A 19812-nucleotide genomic window follows, 5' to 3' on the forward strand; every position below is an offset into this window, starting at 1 on the left:
CGTAACTGGACCAGGCACGCTGAGATCGATGCCGGGGAGCGTGAAGGGATATAGACCGCCGAGCGGCAGGATACATCCGTCAGGCCCCGGTCGCCGCGCCGGGTCGGGACGGGTCGGGGCGGAGCACTTCGCGGTAGTCTTGCTAACCTCCTCGGAAATACGGAACCACAGACTCGATAACGTTGACCACGTTACCAGAAGGGCAAGGGCTGCAGGCCCTTGCCCTTCTGTGCTCATCCGCGAACCCCAACCGTAGGCCCGGGGGCTCTCAAGCGATCTGTGTATCCCCACCGCGTCGAGGTGCCTTCTACTTCTACCTGTTGCTCGGCCCCGAGCCGCTGTACCTCGCGGAAACGGGGGCGACCCTGACAGTCCGTATCCCGGCCTGGCTCAAGAGATAGACAATCTGGTTCTCCCAGTACTCGACGGCGTCAGCCTTTCCATCGGCGTCGACATCGTTGGCCACATTCGCATCGTCCGCGGCATCATCCAACAGGAATGCATTGAAGATGGTGCGTCCCGCGTTTGCGATGAATATGGTTGCCTTGCCCGGTTCGGAGGATTCCGTCGTGCCGGCCAGGGCGATTCCGGTGCCCGTAGGATCTCCAGGGAATGTGTCGACGCCGTACCATGCGTCTGAGAGCGCTGTGAAGTCGGGCACATCGTTCGGCGTGCTAAAGATGGGGTGCGCCGCCACCCATCTGTAGATCGGATATGCGTCACCGTCTGGCGCTGCACCTGACGTTGACCCGAGCGTTCCCCACAATGGTTTCCGTGAACGTGTATCCGAGGTTCATCAGCGCTTCCGTCGCGAAATGGTGCTCGCCATCATCGTAGACCAGTATCTTCGCCTTTCTCAGGCTGAAGTCCACCTGAGTAGTCTTGCCGGACGTCACAACCACACTAGATTTCACCTGGGGAACGTAGCCCTCCTTCTGAACACCCACGGTATACGTCCCGGGGGCGACGCTCACCGTTTGGTGTCCGGTTGGGGCGACGCGTCCTGGAGTCCATACAGCATACAGCAGGGGCGGTTGGGCAACCGCCTTGGCTCGCCGTGCTTGCTGCGTCGGATATCTTAGTCCTGCGGGCTGCGAAAGGAGATGGGCCATCACAGAGAGAAATCACAACGAGACCAGACAGTCCGTCGCGTGGCCCTGAAGTGTCCACGACACCGGAGCAACTCCCCGCTCAAGTAACGAGATACTGGTCGCGGGGGAGAAGACTGGTCGCTGGGGAAGATGAGGAGTCGTCCACCTCGCGTAAGATGATAGGAGGGGGCACACGGTGCCTAGCAAGCCCAGTGATGATCGTTACTGCGCCTGTCTTGCTGCGATGCGGCGCTTCAAGCCGCACAGCGCCTACGCAAATCCGTCTGGGTATTTCCGGGTCGGCGAGGACTGTCTTAGAGCATTGCCTGACGCGATCTCTTACTGGCGGCTGCAACACATAGAGGTCCCGCCTTGCATCCCTTGCAGAGATGAACTGCCCAATGTCTACATGCGATTTGGGCGTTGGGACGATGCCATCCGTGTCGTACACTCCGTCCTTGAGGCAGGTGCAATGGACCCTGAGCACTATGATGAGACAACTGCGTGGATAATGAAGTGCAAGGAGGCTGCAGAGGGGGCTCTTCAATGCATCAAGGAGCACCCTGGCATTAGCTCAAAACGGTTGTACTCCTTGCTGCCACATGTCGATCGAGAGGCCCTCAAATGGTTCACGAGGTACTCATGGCAGATTGAGAAACCCAAGGACGGTAGCATGACTGCACTCTACGCCATGGGGGAAGCCCCTGGACAGCCCCCAGAGGTGCCCGTGCTATCCAAGGATTCCATTGACCCTTCGTGGGGGATCGCTGCTTGTGTAGACGTAGAAACCACTGGGCTAAGCCCGGCGACCCACGAACTCATAGAACTGGCCGTCGTGCTATTCGCTTTCGAGCGTGAAACGGGCAAAATCATGGGAATCGTTGACGAGTACGTCGGACAGCGTGAGCCGAGGCGTCCGATTCCGCCGGATGCCACCTGGGTGCACGGCCTTACACGAGAAGTGCTCAAGGGCAAAACCCTCGATGAAGACAGAATAAGGTCCATTGCTAGCCGTGCTGAGTTCTACATAGCACACAACGCCGAATTCGACTGCGGTTTCGCCCAGCGGTACCTGCCGAAAAAACCGTGGTTCTGTTCGATGTCGTGCGTGGACTGGACGAAGTACGGATGTAAGCGACGGAGCTTGCCTTACCTCTTGGAATACCACCGGATCAGGACAAATGAGCAACACAGGGCGGCCTCGGATGCATGTGCTGTCCTCCAGTTACTGTCTCTGACGAATGCGGATGGGGAAACGTACCTGAAGACAATGCTCTCAGGAAAGCGTGTTAGCATCCGCGCCAGCGAACCAATCCCGCACAGCCACGAGGAGGCCGGAGCAAAACCTGGGAGAACCGGATGTGCGGCCAGCATCATGGCGCTAGCCCTGCTAGGAGGCCTTGCCGCATGCGCGATAGCGTGCATGCTGTCGAGGAATTGAGCCAACGGAAAGTCAGCGGATCCGCTGACGGCAGAAACGTTATTCCCAGGGGGGCGGTGATGGCTGGGAAAAGGAAGAATCTCCGTCCCCTCCGCGCTTTCCTTTCAGATGCAGTCTCGTTCGGAGGTCGTTTGATTAGAAGAAGGAGAACGGATCTCATTGCTTCCGGGGCGACTTGCCGGTACAATCAAGCCGTAGGCGGGACGTGACTCATGAGGCTCCTTCTGAGGTCCGGGAGTCTTCGGGAGTCTTTTGGGGCCTCCTGAACGAAAGGTTCGGGACCCGTTCGGGTCGCATGCCAGGGGTAAGGCAACACGACGCTCAGACGTGGATGTGGCAGTATACTTCGCCGACGCACACGATTTGACCTCAGTCAACGGCATCGCAGCAGAGCTCGAGGCGCTCCTTCGCAAAGATGTCGACCTCATCGTCTTGAACGAAGCAAACGCGTCAGTGGCGTGGGCAGCTTTGAGAGGCATACCCCCTCGTCGTTCGCGACAGGGCATTCTATCTGCAGTACATGCTGATGTCTCGCGCGAGGCGGAAGACTTCAGCGAGTTGCTCAATGACCCGTGGAGACTCCGGCGGGCACACCGTCGGACTGCCGAGCACAAACACGTGGGCGCCTAGACGTGGACCGGACTTCCAGGGACAGCATAATCAGGAGGCTTGAGTTTGCTAGGACAGAGCTCGGGGACCTCGGAGAATTCAGCGATCTCGAGTTCTCTCGTGCACAGGCTTTCTTAGACAGGATCGAAGACTGGATGGCTGCCGGAGACGCACAGGTCTAGCGGGTCGGTACCGGGCCTCGTGCCCAGCGCCTCTTTGCCATACAGCATCCAGCTTCGTCCTCCGGGCCCCGTTCAGTATTTGGCTCCGACCCCAGCGCGCCGTCCAGCATTCTACCCCGGGTCTGCGCGTCCCTCCGAGCCTCGTTCCGCGTCCCCCTTCACCCCGCGCGCCATCAGATGTGCAGCTCTCCCTCCCGTGTCTCGTTTAGAATTGAGCTTGGCCGAATAGGGCTTGGCCCCAGAGCCCCGTCTTGTGCAACTTGCGCTTGTGCAGGTTGCTCTCGCGGAAGCCATGCGTGTGCACGTCATCCTTGAGCGAGTTGCGTCCGACCGAGCCACTTCGAGAAGGAATCGGCGCCTCCCTGCTGAACGTCACAACAGAGCGAGACGTTCAGGGAGGGGTGGGCATGCTGACCACGAGAGAGCCGATTACGTTTGTGAACGAGGGCCAGAAGCTCATAGGTGTCATTCATCGTCCGGCTGCGGCAGACCAGGACAAGGTTCCGGCAGTGGTCCTATTCCATGGGTTCACGGGAACCAAGGTCGAGCCACATCGCATCTTCGTCAAGGCCGCGGAGGCGCTGGCGCGTGCAGGGATCGTCGCCTTGCGGTTCGATTTCCGTGGCTCGGGCGACAGCGAGGGAGATTTCGAGGACATGACTCTGCCGGGAGAGATCTCGGACGCCAGGGTTTCGCTGGACTACGTGTCCGGCCTTCCGGGGGTGGACGGGAACAACATTGGGATACTCGGCCTCAGCATGGGCGGGGCTGTGGCCGCGTCCGTCAGCGACGATCCGAGGGTCAGGTCCGTGGTGTTGTGGTCCGCGGTGGCGGACTTGGAAAGCACGTTCCTGGTGCCTGCGAAGTCGGGCGCATGGCGGGAAGTCTCCGGCGTTGGCGACGCGGACGCGGAAAGCTCGGACCGGGCGACCGCAAATCGAGCCGGTGACGGGAGCGGCGCGGGCGGACCCGGTGGAGTGGACGCAGCAAGTGGAGCGGGTGGAGATGAACGAAAGAACCGCACGCAGTCTGAAAGTTGGGGTAACGGCCAGATACCCCCGTTCGCGATACCGCGAAGGGCGGACGTGAGGGGCAACGTGGTTGGAAGGGACTTCATATTGACCCTCACCGAGGCGAGGCCGCTGGAGACTGTGCGCAGGTGCAAGGCCCCGGTCCTCGTGATCCACGGCGACCAGGACGAATCTGTTCCGGTCAGCCATAGCGCGATGTACGAGAGGGCTATAAAGGAGGCTGGCGGGACCGTCGAGGTGCACATTGTCGCCGGGGCGGACCACACGTTCAATTCGGCGGTGTGGGAGGCCGAAGTGATACGCAAGACCGTCGAGTGGTTCAAGAGATGCCTGCTCAGGTAGCAGGATGGTCGGCAAAACAAGTGGCCGCCGCGCGCGGCCCCCGGCGGCGGGCAACAGGGCCGGCCAGCAGCACCGCCGGCTGCCGTGGCATACCGCAGCGTACGTGACCCAGCGGGGGGCACGGCTGGCGCAACGCCGGATGACCCGGCCGGCAGCACGACGCGTTGCCCGCTGCGAGGCGTGCGCTTGGCGGCCAACGTGAGGCGCACAGCTACTGGGCTTAAGAGCGGGAATGTGGTCGTTGGCTCCGGCGCCCTGACAGAGGGTGGCTCGGCTCTGACTCACGCCAATCTTCATTTCGAGTTGCTGCAGAGAATGAGTTAAGGTACACCATCAGCAAATCATCCGTCACCCGGTGCTGATAATCCCACAACTGGCCATTGTATTTCTGTGCCAGCGTCCTTAGATCTGGAAGGGCAAAGAAGTCGAACACGGCTCGGGGGAGGTCAGTCAAGGAGACTTGCGGTGCACCCAGAATCTCCAAGGCGAAAAGCTGCAGTATGATCCGGGCTTGGTCCTCGCCAACCGGGAGTCTCCTGCACAAAGCCGGCTGACCGTCGCGTCTCGCCACTACGCCGAAATGCTCGAGGGTCTGAATGAAGGCTCTCGTTGACCGGACCACCACGTCCCGCTCGCCTAGACTCTCTGTCATTTTCGCCTTCAGAAACGCCATTTTGACCTCACTGCCGAAATCGTAAAGCCGGAAAATGTGGTCGGAGATCCTTCGCAACACCTCTGTCCGAGCCACCAAGTAGAAGAGGTAGATTGGCGTCATGAAAGCCAAGTCGTGCTGCAGACTCAAATCCCTTAATACCAGATTCTGTCTCACCCTCGACTTGTCTTGGTCATCGCGCAAGAAACACCGGAAAAGCACAGTACGGACTTTGCGCTTCCCCTCCCTGCCGGTTAGCTCCCGCACTATGTGCTCGAACGGGGCATTCAGCTCCGACAGCCTCTGGCCCGGCCTGGCCAGGCGTAGGCTTTCGTAGATCCAGTGCGGCCTGAGCGGCCGATCAAAGCCGACTAGCGTGTCTCTCACCAATCGTCTTCCTCCCGCCAAACGAAACGCCGGGTGGGTATGTACAGCCTCGGACCGAATTCACCCCTGCACTTCAATGAAAGGCACAATCGCTTCCTCTGGGTGAATACCGCCGTGGCTAATGCCCGCCTCTCCTGCCGGTGCAAACATCTCCCGGCCGACTGGAAAGATGGCCACCGCATCTCCAAAGAGATAACCGTTCTCGTATACTAGCACGTCTTTCCCTTCCGCGAAATCCTTTGCCAGGATCTTGTTGGGGAACAGCAGCGCCCGCCGGGCCTTCTCTTCCACCAGCCACTTGCTGGCCTGGTGGCCGTTGCCCCGGCACCACACCGAACCATGATCGGCAGTGACGTAGACTCGGTAGCCCACCTCTAGCAGTCTCTGCACCGTGTCGGCAAACCCAGATCTGTCCAGCTCCACAAGAAGGTTCGTCTGCATCGGTTCCTTGCTGTCCTGCACACCCACGGCGGCGTGTGCTAGGTTGTCCACCAGGTTACAAGACATGGCGAGGTAGTCAAAACTCAGGTACTCGTCCCGCCACCTGAGGTTGGTATTCGTGAATATCCAGGCTGACCGGCGCTCTCCATCGGGCCATTTCTGCCGGACAAACCGCAGAAAGCCCTTTTCTTCGTCTAGGTGGCCCTCGGGTGCAGGCAGGCCACAAAACAGGGCGCGCCGTGAGGTCCGGGTCAAGGTGGGCAGGAGGGCGAAGACGGCCACTACGTCGAATCTATGTAACCCGTGACTCGTCAAATACCGCCTCAGGCAGCACCATTCCTGAAACCCCATGCCATCCATACAGATTAGGGCCTTCTTAGCAGCCGGCTGGTAGGCCAAGAAGTGCAGCACCTTATCAACGGTGGCCGGCCTGGTGAGATAGCCTTCGTAGAAGAGCTTACAGTAACAAGTCCGGATGTATTCAGCGAATGCTTCACTAATCTTCTGGTCCAAAGCATCAATCTCCGGTGGTTTCGTCCCCGCCTGGCAGTAACAATAAGATAACTCTCCCCACAGGGGGGCTACGGCGCGCCAGTCGACCGGGCGGCACGCCAGGAGCCCCTCGATCTCCCGGACCAGGGCTTGACAGCGACATTTTACGTCGCCGTCCTCATGCGTGCAAGGTCTGGCCTCGTCAGCGCTGTGAGATTCACCGCGCCTCGCGTGCGCTGCCGTCCCATCCAGCCACTCGATGAGCACTGCTTTGGTTTCTTCTACGTCCAAGGGCCGAAGCATCTGCTCCCGCTGTTCGTAGACCTCATAGAGCCGCTGGTACTGCTCTTCTGGCAGGTCTGCGAGTGCCGCAGGGTGGAGTTTCGGAAAGACCTCCGCGAGCTGCCACGAGATCACATCAGATCTGCTCTCCACGTCGTAAGGAAGGTGGCCGTGCTCTGGGGGCTTGAAGATAAGCATGCGTCTGCTGGCATTCTCCCTGAGGAAACGCCGCAAAGACAGCTCTCCTTTGTAATCATGGAGAGCGAAAGCACCCGCCAGTGCCGTCCGTAGTTCGGCCAATCGGCCGAGGCGGTCGTGGTCGATGACCACAATCACGTCGTGGTAGGACCGCGCTATCTTATTGACCAACTTCGCGTACCATTTCTCACCCATTACACAAACTCCACGTACGCAAGTTGTTCCAGACTCAGGCTGGGCGCTAGTTGCCTTCGGCGCAACCACTCCTGTTGCCTGGCCTTCCGATCATCCTCCAGCTCTTCTTCCTTGGCTGCTCGGATATTCTCCACGGCGATCCTCTCGATAGCAAGCTTGCGGTCTTGGTAGAACCTCTCAAACTTCGCCTCCTCATCCCTCAGCCTCTTCTCCAAACGTTCCTTTGCCTGGAAAAACAGGACGGCCGCCTCTTGCTGCGCTGCTCCGCGGGCTAGATGCCAGGCCTCCTCCAACAGATCATAGGGCACGTTTCCATCTGCAAGGTCGGTGCAGTTGAGCTGCTCACAATCCCGAAAATAGCGGGATACCCTACCGTTCACCCGCCCTATGCCCCCGGCAACGCTCACGTAACAAGGCACTAGATGATGTCCCGCAGGGTCTAGGCAGTTTGTGAGAGTCAACCGGTAGACAAACAAGAGCCCCTTTTCCCCGCTGAACTTGCTCTCGCGTACTACCAGCTTAGCTGTGGTATCGTCCCGCAAGGCATCCTCCAGGTCAGATAACAGCCCCACCATGTAGGGGTGCTGAAGACTCAAGAGTTCGCTCCCCTCATTGTCCAGGGTGTGCTTCTGCTCGAAGATCACATTGTGCAGGCGCCTTCCGCTCCTGGGGTCCTGAAAGTAATAGACCCCTTCCCTCTCCTTGTAAGAGTGCAGGTTGACGCCGTAGACCTGAAGGTACTGCTCTACCAACCTTTGCGCCTGCCTTGCTCTCCTCTCCAGATTTCGCTGCGACGCCACAGCGTACTCCGCGGACAAGCTGGAGATAGGCATGGCTAGTCGTTCTTCCTCAACGACTGCGCGGGCCCGCTCGAGAATCTGCCGGGACACCGCCTCCAGATCGGCTGTCTCGCGGCCTTGTTTGAGCAAGGCCTCAATGTAGACTCTCTCGAAATCGAACTCGTCCTGGAGGACGCCTATGATGTCGGCCAGCTTGTCTTCGCCAGCGCAGAACTCCCTGCGGATGATATCCAGCTTGTTTTCGATTACCTCCCGCACCCGGTTCTCCACCGTGTCCGCCAGTTGGAGGTTGATTACCTTCACATCGTGTTCTTGGCCTATGCGGTCAACGCGGCCGATACGTTGCTCCAAGCGCATGGGGTTCCAGGGCAGGTCGTAATTGATCAGGACATGGGAGAACTGCAGGTTTATGCCTTCCCCGCCGGCGTCGGTAGAAATGAGAACTTCCGCCTCACCGCGGAACCGTTCCACCTGCGCGACTCGCTCAGCAGTGGACATGCCGCCGTTGATGAACGCCGTACGGTAGCCCAGGCTAGCCAGGCGCTCTTGCAGATAGGCCTGCGTCTCGAGAAACTCGGTGAAGATGATGAACTTCAAGCGAGGATTGTTCTCCTGAATTCTGAGTTCATTGACGATCTCCAGCAGCCTGGCAAACTTGACGTCATTGCGGCCAACCGTAGCCTGTTCCGCCAGGGCAAGGCATTTTCTCAGGGCTGCGATCTCAACCTCTAAGGCAACCGGGTCGATACCGCCCCAACGAATGGCACCAGCCCGCGTGAGTTCGGCCAACTGCTCCTCCGCCGTCAATTCTTGCATATCATCCCAGTCGAGTTCCTCCCAGTCGCTTCCAGGCTCCTGAGCGATCGCACGGTGGCGCAGCTCCTCCAAAGCCGCCAGGCGAGCGGACAGGGACTTCCGGATGGCTCTCGAGCTGCTGCTCACCATGCGTTGGTAAATGAGCAGCAAGAACATCATGGCGTGGTTGTTCTGCTGCCGGGCTAATTCGTAAAAGGTAGTCACATAGTCGGTCACCGACCGGTAGAGGTCTAGCTCCACCTTGTCCGCCACCTCATCCCGGTGAATCAGGCACAGGGTGGCCACCCGCTGCTTGAAGAGGCGGTTTCCACGGAAGTCAATCACAGCCCGCTTGTTGTTCCGTACTGTCACCTTCTTGACGTCTTCAGCCGTGACCCTGCCGTCGCCGGAGAATGAGTAGGGATCTATCAGCCGCAGCAGGTTACGGAACTTGTGCTGGTCTCCCTGGTGCGGGGTGGCGCTGAGCAGAAGCACCACGGGCGCCGCCTCGGCCAGAGACCTGCCTATCTTGTATCGTGCTGTCTCTTCGCCAGCCATGTCCTTGGTCAACTTGTTGGCTTCGTCAAAGATGACCATGTCAAACCTGGCCGCTGCTGCGGCCGCAGAAACACGCTCGTTGTGCCACCGGCGGGCCCGGGCCGCACGCTCGTCCAGGTCGTCGGTGATCCTCTTGGGCTTGATGAAGTCCAGCGAGGTAATCACCCGGTCTGCCAGCGTCCATACGTTGGTCATCTCGCCGTGAAGCTGCTGCAGGGACCGGACGGTGGCACGATCGTAGATGACGAAATCCTCGCCGAACTTGACTTTCATTTCCTCTCGCCACTGCGGGCAAAGCCCCGACGGTACCACCACCAGTACCCTCTTAACCATGCCCCTGGCTTTCAGCTCCTCGTATACCAGGGCCGCCTCGATGGTCTTGCCTAGGCCCACCTCGTCGGCGATCAGGACGCGTGGCTTGAACTGGTCTAAGACGAAGCTCACCACCAGGAGTTGGTGGGGTAGGGGGATGATCTTGAAGCTCCCGGCGGCCACGAGGTCCTCCCCGGAGCTCTCGGCGCGGATCTGCTCCACAAGCCAGCGTAGCCTGAAGCGAGCAGCAGTGGAAAAACTGCCTGCTCTGATCTTCGCTAGCGGGTCTAGGACCAGACTGAGATCGCCTAGAGGCAGCGTGAGCCGCTCTCTGGTCCTTTCAAAGAAAACGTCCACGTAGACCTGGTCGAGAAACTCGTTGGTCCCCAGGACCACGCCCGTCCCCTTTTCTGGATAGGCGGCGCTGCGCACCTGCACCCCTGGCTGCATCCGTTATTCCTCTCCCGTTTTTAGCCTGGCGATTTCCACAAAGTCGTTGATCTCTCCGTTTGTCTCCAAGAAGTCCTGGTCTAGCCGCCTGGCCACGGCCAGGATGTCGCCGTAGCGCTTCTCTCGATAAGCTCTCGTGAAACCGAGCATGAGCGCCTCCTTGCGCACCCCCTTCAGCCTCTTGACCCCGCTCCTGGCCTCGGCCAGGAGGCGGTCGAACGCCCTGTCCAGATCCCTTTCTCGCTGAGCCTCAACAGCTTCTCTTTCCTGTTCTGTCTGCGGGCGGCGGTAACGCCCGCCTTCCAGGATGAAGTTGCTATCCAGAAGCTCCCTCAGCTCCGGGATGGCGTCGTCGCTCTGCACCAGAGCCCGGCTGTACGCGGTGTAGATGTCGGTGTAGGTCTGGGGACTCTCCAGGAAGTTGTAGAGCCAAGTCAAGGCCGACCGCTCGTCGCTCACAAGGAGGATTAGCTGGCCAGACCGCACCTCCTTGATGCCATCCAGCCTCTGCCTTCTCTTCCATTCATCGTATTTCAAGACCTGTTCGTCGGTGAACCAGTAGCCGTCAATCAGCTTGAAGTTCTCTTTAAGCAGGGTATAGAACTGTCTCGCGTCCAGGCGGATCTCGTAACCCCGTTGCACGTAGTAGGCCAGAAGCTTGGAGTAAAGCATCTTCTCGGTGCGGCCGACGTTGGGGGCCACGGGGAGGTGCTCCAAGAGGTCGGTCACGAAGTCCCGCTCCAGGCCCGCCCCGGCCCGGCGCAGGAAGTTGTCTTCCATCCGTTTCTTCGGCTTGTAGGCGTTGATGATGAGGTCGTTCTTCACCGCGCCGGCGGAAGTGACCTGCTTGAAAGTGCCCTGCTTCCTGTCCATGACCGTCACCTGGGTAATAACAAAGCCAGCCTTGGTGATGGCCTCCTGGATAGCGTTCCACACCGCAGCCTTGGAGTTGTGGAAGACCACGGTCATCCAGCGGTTGGGCTTGAGGATGCGGTACATCTCCTTGAAGCAGGCAGTCATGAGCTCCTTGTACTCAGCCAGACCCTTACCCTGGGTTTCGTTGATGATGGCCTCGGGCTTGTTGTTGGTGAAAACCCTTAGCCACGCCTCCCAGAGGAAGTTGAGCTCGGAGTACATCAGGTTGCTGCCAAAAGGCGGGTCGGTGAAGATGTAGTCCACCGAGTTGTCACATGAAACCACGTTAGTAGTTGATTGACATCCAAGCACGATGAAACCTTCCTGTTTCTCAAGACTCATTGCAGGAAGAAGGTCTTCTACTTTACCACGTGCCAGTTCGAATATGTCCCTTTCAGCAACGGAACTTGGGACGTACAAAGTATTTGGCACTTGTCCGGCAAGATTGAGACTACCATTCTTTAGCCCGATATTGTGGAGCTTGCTCCCAGTCTTGACAATAAACGATGTCATAAGAAACAGTAACCATCTGGAAGACAATCGCTCTCGGAACTTAGCTATTGTGCTGGACATAATCCACAGATTCCTCTTGGTGTAGAAATGGTGCACGTGGGTAAGGCCGTGGGACCGCTTGGGCTGCTCGGTATTGTAGCCCTCCGGCATCCGGTCTGTCGGGAACCAGTACGGAATGGCGCTCTCCTCGATCCTGCGGATCAGGTCCAGGTCGAACTGGTCCGGCTTCTTTTCAAACCGCTTCTTCCCCACGGCATAGTTGATTAGCACTGGCACCTGCTTGGCCTGGGTGACTTGCTGGCCGATGGCCTGGTCGTAAAAGGTCACCCATGCCCGCTCGCATTCGCGTTTAGATACGCGTGCCCCGCAGGAGGGGCAGGGGTATTCCTCAAGCACTTTCCCCCGCACCTTATCCACCGCCGCGTCCCAAAAGACGTACTCGTTGCCGCAGTACGGGCAGATGAAGACGTCGGACCAGACGGTATAGTTGATCCGCCCCCTGGTGCGGCCGTCGGTGTGGAGGGTCTCATACATCCAGCCGCATTCCTTTTCCACTTCGGCAAGGATCCGTTTCGCCTCGCGCTCGAACTCAGCCACGTCCACCGGGGTGTTGTAATTGTAGGCGATGAACGTAGCGGCCGGCGAGAGGTCACAGAGGATGGCTCGCCGGCCCAGAAGCTGCGCCGCCACGCCGGTCATACCGCTGCCGCAGAAGCCGTCGAAGACGATATCGCCCGGCTCGGTGTAGTGCTCGATGTATTCCATTATGGCCTTGTGAGGCACTTTGGTATGGTAGGAGTGGGCGTTGTAGACGGGGTCGTTCTTCCCCTCAGTCACGTCGGCCACAAAGGGCGGGCGTTGGTAAGTATCGGTGGCTTCATCGTAGGGTTTGCCGTACCGCTTGATGAACTCTCCCAGGTAGGGATTGGGACAGGCAGTGTAGTAGGGAGGGTCGGAGAGGGCAAGGATGTCCTCGTCTCGCCCAAGGGGAAAACCCTCCACTTGGCGTACTGTGTCTAGCAACTCGGAAAGGGGGCGGCAGGAGCGGGCGAAGTCATCCTCCAACTCTGGTTGTGGATCCCCCCCGTCAACTTCAAACAGCCTCTTCGTCACGCAATCCATCTCTTTGCCTCCGTTCTTCACCTGTTACACGTCTTCGCCGGATAGCTTGATGCGCACCTTGTCCAGGTCATGGCCGGCCACCAGCTTCTGCTTCCACTCATTCAGCTTTCGCTCAAAGGTGAAATAGTCCATGACCCGGGCGCCGGCGAACACCGCTTCCAGAAGCCCCTTCGCGTCGACCTCTACCGAGACTACCTCCTTGAAAAGGTTGTTAAGGGCCACCACCAGATCCTCGGTGACCACCGCCGGCAGCTTCCCGCTCTCCATTACCTTCAGAATCAATTCCTTCTCGCCCGCCTGCAGGTAGTCCAGGTTATCCCGGTAGTTGCTCATCTCGGCAAGGATGGTTTCCCCCCACTCACGGCTCATACTCTCCACTTTGTCCTCCAGGACAGCGATCCGCTGGGCAATGCTCCTCCCGATGAAGCCCTTGGGGAAGTTGCAGCGCGGGCACAAAGGGGTCTTCTCGATGAGTTCGACCCTAAACCCATCGCAGCGCTGGTTGGCGAGCACTGAGATTTCGTTTTCCACCATGTTGAGAGGGTACTTGTTCAAGACGGCGACGTTCTTTAGCAGGAGAAGGTTCTGCCAGGTCTGGCTGGCGGTCAGCTCACTAAGCCTGTTCCAGCCTGCCTTCCCGCCCACATACCTTTCGTGTGCCGCGAAGTAAGCGGCTACGTACTTTCGACGGACCTGCTCCAGCTTGCCCAAGAGCGACAGCAGCTCGGACCGGTTCAAGAGGCGGCTCGCGTCCGCTAGGATGGCAAAGGCTCCTTGGAGGAATTCCTGTAGGTCGTCAGCAGGGAATAGGCTCGGGTAGTCCTCAACGACCTTCTTAACCTGCCGGGCATATGTCACTTCCTTCTCTAGCTGTTCCGTGTACGTCTTGTAGAAGTGGCTCAGGTCCTGGAGGGTCTTGTAGGCTTCACCGATTCTGCGGATCGTTGCATCATCGTATACAATCTTCTTGAAATCGCTGGGTGTCTTTACCTGCTCGAAGTTGGCCAGAGGGATGTCCGCCAAGACCTGGTGGTACCGCCTCAAACCATCAACGTCAACGAACCCGGCGGCATCCAGGGCCAAGGCCTCGAGCCTTCTCTGGACAACGTCCACTTGTTCCCTGATCTCCAGGTAACGGGTGCGAAAGTCGCGCACTGCCTCGCCCCGCCTGGCGGTCACACGCATTTTGGCAGCGCTGGCGTGATCCATGCCGAGGACGAGCATGAGGTCGATCACCGGCTGGGGGTTGAAGTCACTTTCTATGGCCAGGTACTTAACGCTCTCGAAGGCTTCCAGACCTGTCCCAAAGGTTTCGTGCACCTCGGATGAGGTAATCATCTTGCCGCCGGCGGCCTTGAGGACGATCTCACCATTGTAGGTCAATATCAACATCACGAAGGCGGTCATGTACCGGTCGTAGCCGTACGGAGGCCCCGCGAACCGGTTGAGGATTTCCTCAACCGACACGACCTTTCCCGCATTGGCCCTTGCCGTCTCGAGGATTTCGGACGCCACCTCCGAAGAGCTGGTGGATAGGTTACCCTGGGCGTCAAGCAGGTCAAGAGCGCTCAATATAGACTTGGTGCCAGAGAAAATCGATTGGACGTTGCCCCTGCTAAGCAGCTCCTTGATGGCGGCGCCGAACTCACCGGCGATGTTCTCACGCGTAATGCGCTGGCCAAACTTGGGGTGCTTAGGGTACTTCCGACTGAAATAGTCCTCAAAGAACTGTGGCTTCACCTCGGTAAACAGCTCGTCGAAGTTGCTAAACTCCTTGGCTATCAATGCCTTGATGCCCTTCTGGTTCTTGCCAATATCCACCCGGCCGGTCTCCAACCAGGCACGTACGAACATCTCGACAAAACCTTTCTTCAACGTGGCGTACTTCTTCTCCATGATACTGCGCTGGTAGTTGTCTTTGGCCAAGAGGTGGGCAGCAGTGGTCAGCCTCAGGAGCTCCACGGCCTCAGGCGACAGGGAACCGCTAATCACCGCGCAGTCCTCCGCTGGGGCATAACGGTTCCCGGCGCAAAAAGGAGAAACAAAGACGATTCTGTAGTCGCCGTCGGCCTCAACGAGGTCGCCCTTGCCGGTCTCGTAGACAAACACGCCTTCTCGGAAGGAGCGACGGCTGGACCATTCACAACTGTCGCGAAAAGCGTAACGCGCCGCGCCCTCCTCAAGGAGAAGCTGCTCCTTCAGGATGGACACGATCTCCTCGTCAAGGCTGTCTTCCGGCAGGTTTTCGGCGCGGCGCCGGATCACCTGGTCGTAATCCACTGCCAAGTCGAGGTCCAGAAAGTAATAGCCATCCCGAGTCACGTTGATGAACTGCCCGTCAGTAACCTTGCGGAAGTTGCTCAGCACCAGGGAGATCTCATCCGCGGCCTCCATCAGTCTGTTGCCAGGCAAGATGAGGAGGGTATTCGCAAGTTCCTCGGCGGTGGCCCCGTTGCTGACGCTTTTGCCATACAGCCTTAGTACAGCCAGCGCTTTGACGATTTTCCGGGCAGTGTCCTGGTGGCGGCGGTCCAGGAGATCCACTTTGCTCTCCAGGGTCTGAATGGCGTTGACCACTGGAGATACAGTCTCCAGGTTCTTCACAGTGTGCTTGGAGGCGATTTCGTCGTAGATCCGGTCGTAGGTGATCAAGAAGGGGAAGTCGCGGTCTAGTATCTGTTCTACTTCCTGGATGGTGAACTGGATCACGCCTCGTTTCTCGAAATAGGGTAGTTCGCTAAACACCTGGATTACATAAGGGTGGAGCGGGAAAAGACCAATATACTCATCCAGGCTGGCCTGTAGATGAGGGAAGTAGTGCACGTACTCCTTGAAGAGCTCTTCTAGCCACAAACGCTGTTCAGGTGTCTTGCTGAGGACCCGCTTCGCGATCACCTGCTTGATGTCTTCTCGTTTGATGGTGATGACCTGGAAGCGCTCGGCCACCCGGCCGAAGCTTTCAGCTTCGTCCACATACTTGGGGTTGGTGAAGATGTGCTCCTGCATGGCCCCGATAAACATGAAGTCGCTATTCTGCGCCACCTGGCCCAGCACGCGCAGGAATTGGACGTCTTGATTGAGCTTCTCCTTGGACTTCTGCTTCAGGAAGTCGGAAATCTCGTCTATCACCACGACCAAGCCCCGGGTGGGATGGCCCTCCTTCACCCTTTCCAGCACCTGAAGGATTGTCTTCTTATGGTCGATCACGCCCGTGGTGGGCAAATTCACACAGAGGCCGTATTTCTCTTTCAACTGGATTTCCAGTTGATCATAGAAATACTCGCTCAAACTCACGTCATTCGGTTGCAGCTCCCAGTTCACTACCGCAAAATCCCGCCCTAGGGCTTCAACGGCCGCCCTGACGTGCTCGTTTTGCACATACTTGGCCAGACCAGGCTCGGTCAGCAGGGAGATAATGAAGGCCAAGAGGTGCGACTTGCCGGAACCGTAGCCACCAATGATCTGGGCAGCCTTGTGCGTGCTGGAGTTCAGGTCTCGGAAAAGGTGAACCAGGGATTCCTCCAGGGATGGGGAAATGACATAGTTCTCGACCATCGCTCTCTTGTCGACAATGGAATCTATGTCAACTACTTCCCTAATCCTTTCGAAGTTGAGAAGCTCGCCTACCTTAGCCATCAATATCCTCCATTCTGGCGTGGATTACCTCGCTCACATCCATCTCCGCGTAGTCGGGCCGGCCGTACTGGGAATACTGGATCCGGTTGCAGGCCAGACGACCTTCCAGGAGCACGACAACTTCCTTTTCCCGGGACTTGTATTTGAACGCACCCACCGGGTTGAGTCTGCCCAATTCCGGAGAGTACAAAATGCTAGTATTGTAGAGAACAAGCCTGTCCGGCAGGGAATGGAACCATTCTTTCAGCTTGCCGCCAATCCGCACTCTCACCTTCTCCCCGGGGATTCCTTCAATAAGCTTGAGCACGGCATCGGTCACATCAACCGCGGTCCAGCCCTCTGCTTGCAGGGGACCAATGATCTTCTCCGGCTGGTGTCCATTGTCCACTATTACCAGCATTTTGTAGTAATTGGTCTCCATTTGCTTGATTAGGTCGTGCAGTCTCATAAGGCCCTCCGTCCCAGAGAGAATCGAATCCTCAAGTCGCCGTCACCATGCACTGTCGAGGCCTCAGGGTACCATTGACTCTACCTGGCATGGCCCGTACGGTACTCCCGTGCAAGTCCCATTACCCGCAGTTGAGGGCTAGACCGATGATTCCGATGATGTTAGTGCCTGTGCGTAGTCAGGTACAGTTCCGCATCGAGGCGGTTCTCCACTAGCGAACCAGTGCCGCGGCCTGCGCGAGGAGCAGAGCAGTTGACGAACGATGCATTTGCAGAGCCATCGCAGGTTGCTGCGCGCACTGCCTCTGTGCCATTCGGAACTTGAGCGTTTCGAGCATTCCGACAGGTTGCTCTGACTCGTCCCCCAGATGGGTTCCCTCATTCTTCCTACATAGAGAGTGCTACCCCAAAATTCGGTATTCTTTATGGATATGCAGAATCCTCCTCATTCCGCTGTTGCTGCGCTTACTCGCCAGGCAACGGAGGCGTCTGCTCGTGTGTCGACACTTTAGGGACGTGGAGAGGATGATCTCCTCTGCTGTGCGGTGCAAAGTGTATCTCTGAGAGCATAGTTGCCCTGCTTGGCGCGCTGCCGGGGAAGTGGTTCTCTATGGCACGTTACGATGCAACGTGCTTTGGCACCACAGATTTGGTCGGAAGATGCGGTGTGAATTGCTGATCTCTTGTGGCGCGGGCGCGTACTACCTACATGTTGGCCGGCGCTCCCATCCTACTCTGGCGAACATGCAAACGTCTCAGCCACGGCAACGCTTCCCGCCTTACGAGCCCACCCTACGAAGTGCGAGTGGCGAAGTGGTCGTAGCCGGCCGGGGACAGGTCCGTAGTCTTCCCGCTCGCGGTGACGAGCTTTACCCCTCTCTCGCTGGGCACGATCTCGCCAACGACGTAAAGGCGCCCCCCTACCGAGGCCAGGCAGCGGGAGGCGGCTTCCGTCTGATCGCGCTTGAAAGTGAACACGAGTTCGTAATCCTCGCCGCCGAACAGCGCCCAGTGGAGAGGATCGCGGCCGAGCGCGCGTCCCGCCGCCGCGGTGGCCTCGCTGATGGGCACATCCGCTGCGTACACCACGACCCCGACGCCGCTTTCCTCGGCGATGTGATTGACCTCGTTGGCAAGGCCGTCGCTTATGTCCATCATAGCGGTGACCGCTCCGCTCGCGGCGAGCGCGTGGCCCTCGGGCACCCGCGGCATGGGCTCAAGGTGCGCCCTAACAAGCTCCTGCGCCCACGAGGGGTGGGCGCCGACCGCCGGGCCGCCGCCCACGTAGGATGGATGAGAGCCCTCAGCCCCGCCTTCTAGTGCTGACGGATGAGAGCGCGCTGCCCCACCGCGCGTCTGAGGCGGGTGAGAGGCGGTCGCCGCGCCTAACTGGGACGGGTGGTGGTAGTCGCTCATCTCGACGCCTGCGCCACCCCGGCCTGCGTCCTCGCCGCCGACATCTCGCCGATCATGTCCCTCCTCCCTCTCCAGGCAGTGAAGGAGCCACGCGAGTCCCGCCGCGGAGGCGCCCAGGGGTCCCGTGACGGCCACGAGATCGCCGGGCCGCGCGCCCGCCCTGGTGACGGGCGAGTCCGCCTGCCCTATGATCGCAACGTCTATGACGATCGCGTGAGGAGACTTGACCGTATCTCCGCCCACGATCTCAACGCCGAAGCGCTCCGCGACAGCCAGCATGCCGTCGTATACGGCGTCCACGTAGGAGTCGTCGACGCTCTCGTTGAGCCCAATCGAAGCGAGCGCGTAGAGCGGAACGCCGCCCATGGCGGCGATGTCGCTCACGTTCACTGCAAGCGCTTTCCATCCGAGCTGCCAAGGGGTGATGAGCCGCCTATCGAAGTGGACGCCCTCGACGAGCATGTCGATGCTGGCGAGGAGGCGTCCGCGAGGCGGTTGCAGCACCGCGGCGTCGTCGCCGATCCCCAGGATCACTGTGTCCAGCAGGCCCGCCCCAACATCGCCGATGCGGTGATGATCACCGTGACCGCCGCGGCCATCACACACATGCCGCGGGGCATCACGCTCGGCAAACCCGCCCGGCCCACCAGGCTTGCCGAGGCTGCCGGCCTCTCCCAAGTGCGCCGCGGCCACGCGTCGCCTTATGCGGCCGATGAGGCCGAATTCGCCCCCCGCGATGCCACCAGCACCGCGCACGCCACGTTCCCGCCCGGCATCCCCTCTGCTTCCTCTGCTTCCTCCCGCTTGCGCCTCACGTTCCATCCTAGCTCGACCGCCTTTCAAGCCTTCCAAGAGCTTCATCCACGATTGTCCGAAGATCGCGGGCCGCGCCCCTTATGTCGTCAGCGGCCACGACCGCCGATACGACGGCGATTCCAGCGACCCCCGTTGCCATCACCTCCGCGGCGTTACTCTTCGATACCCCGCCTATCGCGACCACGGGCAGGCGAGTGGCGCGCACGATCTCCTCCAGGCCCGCGAGACCGAGAGGGGCCACTGCGGCGTACTTCTTGGTGTCGGTCGGGAACACCGCCGCGGTCCCGAGGTAGTCCGCACCGAGCCCCTCCGCCTCCGCGGCCTGCTCGGCGTTGTGCACGGTCAGGCCTATTATCCTGCCGGGTCCCAGAAGCTTGCGGGCGAGCGGCACGGGGAAGTCTTCCTGGCCGAGATGGACGCCATCGGCGTCCACGGCCATGGCCACGTCAACGCGATCGTTCACGATGTACAGGACCCCCATGTCCCTCGTGATGCGCCGCAGCCTGAGCCCTACCTCCACCATGCGCCCGGCGTCCCAGTCCTTCGCGCGGAACTGGATGGCTGTCGCGCCGCCAGCGATGGCAAGCGACACGACCTCCTCCTCTTCCCGCCCCCTCGCAAGGTTTCTATCGGTTACCACATAAAGCCTAAGGCCCTGAAAGAGCCTCGCCCGCATTGCCTGCATCGCC

The 19812-nt window shown here is 59.3% G+C and carries 14 protein-coding genes; 4 read left to right on the top strand and 10 right to left on the bottom strand.

Annotated elements, in window-relative coordinates:
- Nucleotides 1-313: 313 nt before the first annotated feature.
- Complete coding sequence (locus GX515_07475) at nt 314-661, bottom strand: hypothetical protein (GenBank protein HHY32844.1); 348 nt, start codon at nt 659-661, stop codon at nt 314-316.
- A 58-nt stretch (nt 662-719) separates the two neighbouring features.
- Complete coding sequence (locus GX515_07480; protein HHY32845.1) at nt 720-947, bottom strand: hypothetical protein; 228 nt, start codon at nt 945-947, stop codon at nt 720-722.
- Between the two features lie 340 nt (nt 948-1287).
- Here GX515_07480 and GX515_07485 point away from each other — a divergent pair, with 340 nt between their 5' ends.
- From GX515_07485 to GX515_07500, 4 genes are all read left to right on the top strand, one after another.
- Nucleotides 1288-2532 carry a hypothetical protein gene (locus GX515_07485; protein ID HHY32846.1) on the top strand — a complete coding sequence of 415 codons (1245 nt, stop codon included), beginning with the start codon at nt 1288-1290 and terminating at the stop codon, nt 2530-2532.
- A gap of 252 nt (nt 2533-2784) precedes the next feature.
- Complete coding sequence (locus tag GX515_07490; GenBank protein ID HHY32847.1) at nt 2785-3162, top strand: nucleotidyltransferase domain-containing protein; 378 nt, start codon at nt 2785-2787, stop codon at nt 3160-3162.
- Between the two features lie 2 nt (nt 3163-3164).
- Entirely contained in the window at nt 3165-3323 is a 159-nt protein-coding gene (locus GX515_07495; protein HHY32848.1) for a hypothetical protein, read from the top strand.
- 407 nt (nt 3324-3730) lie between these two features.
- Nucleotides 3731-4696, top strand: coding sequence for an alpha/beta hydrolase (locus GX515_07500; protein ID HHY32849.1), 966 nt, complete (start codon nt 3731-3733; stop codon nt 4694-4696).
- A 220-nt stretch (nt 4697-4916) separates the two neighbouring features.
- Here GX515_07500 and GX515_07505 read toward each other — a convergent pair whose 3' ends face one another.
- The 8 genes from GX515_07505 to thiE all read right to left on the bottom strand — a co-directional run bounded on the left by GX515_07505 (nt 4917) and on the right by thiE (nt 19799).
- Complete coding sequence (locus tag GX515_07505) at nt 4917-5735, bottom strand: hypothetical protein (protein ID HHY32850.1); 819 nt, start codon at nt 5733-5735, stop codon at nt 4917-4919.
- A 60-nt stretch (nt 5736-5795) separates the two neighbouring features.
- Nucleotides 5796-7343, bottom strand: coding sequence for a PglZ domain-containing protein (locus GX515_07510; protein HHY32851.1), 1548 nt, complete (start codon nt 7341-7343; stop codon nt 5796-5798).
- On the bottom strand, nt 7343-10258 hold the full coding sequence (locus GX515_07515) for a DEAD/DEAH box helicase (GenBank protein HHY32852.1): 2916 nt from the start codon (nt 10256-10258) through the stop codon (nt 7343-7345). Before GX515_07515 ends, GX515_07510 begins: the two co-directional genes overlap by 1 nt.
- Before the next feature lie 3 nt (nt 10259-10261).
- Nucleotides 10262-12808: a site-specific DNA-methyltransferase gene (locus GX515_07520; GenBank protein ID HHY32853.1), complete on the bottom strand. Its 2547-nt coding sequence runs from the start codon at nt 12806-12808 to the stop codon at nt 10262-10264.
- Between the two features lie 24 nt (nt 12809-12832).
- The gene (locus GX515_07525) at nt 12833-16444 is read right to left on the bottom strand and encodes a hypothetical protein (protein HHY32854.1); all 3612 of its coding nucleotides are present in this window, start codon (nt 16442-16444) and stop codon (nt 12833-12835) included.
- Nucleotides 16437-16892, bottom strand: a complete 456-nt coding sequence (brxF, locus tag GX515_07530; GenBank protein HHY32855.1) for a BREX-3 system P-loop-containing protein BrxF — start codon at nt 16890-16892, stop codon at nt 16437-16439. The genes GX515_07525 and brxF overlap by 8 nt, the downstream gene beginning before the upstream one ends.
- Nucleotides 16893-17683: 791 nt before the next feature.
- Entirely contained in the window at nt 17684-19129 is a 1446-nt protein-coding gene (locus GX515_07535; GenBank protein HHY32856.1) for a thiamine-monophosphate kinase, read from the bottom strand.
- Between the two features lies 1 nt (nt 19130).
- Complete coding sequence (gene thiE / locus GX515_07540; protein ID HHY32857.1) at nt 19131-19799, bottom strand: thiamine phosphate synthase; 669 nt, start codon at nt 19797-19799, stop codon at nt 19131-19133.
- Nucleotides 19800-19812: the final 13 nt, after the last annotated feature.

This window comes from Bacillota bacterium (assembly GCA_012842395.1).
Classification (GTDB): Bacteria; Bacillota; SHA-98; order UBA4971; family UBA4971; genus UBA6256.

Excerpts from the sequence above, each read along its gene's own strand:
- GX515_07510 (HHY32851.1), bottom strand. The coding sequence starts at position 7,343 with ATGGGTGAGAAATGGTACGCGAAGTTGGTCAATAAGATAGCGCGGTCC.
- thiE (HHY32857.1), bottom strand. The coding sequence starts at position 19,799 with ATGCGGGCGAGGCTCTTTCAGGGCCTTAGGCTTTATGTGGTAACCGAT.
- GX515_07515 (HHY32852.1), bottom strand. The coding sequence starts at position 10,258 with ATGCAGCCAGGGGTGCAGGTGCGCAGCGCCGCCTATCCAGAAAAGGGG.
- GX515_07535 (HHY32856.1), bottom strand. The coding sequence starts at position 19,129 with ATGGAACGTGAGGCGCAAGCGGGAGGAAGCAGAGGAAGCAGAGGGGAT.
- GX515_07520 (HHY32853.1), bottom strand. The coding sequence starts at position 12,808 with ATGGATTGCGTGACGAAGAGGCTGTTTGAAGTTGACGGGGGGGATCCA.
- GX515_07500 (HHY32849.1), top strand. The coding sequence starts at position 3,731 with ATGCTGACCACGAGAGAGCCGATTACGTTTGTGAACGAGGGCCAGAAG.
- brxF (HHY32855.1), bottom strand. The coding sequence starts at position 16,892 with ATGAGACTGCACGACCTAATCAAGCAAATGGAGACCAATTACTACAAA.
- GX515_07525 (HHY32854.1), bottom strand. The coding sequence starts at position 16,444 with ATGGCTAAGGTAGGCGAGCTTCTCAACTTCGAAAGGATTAGGGAAGTA.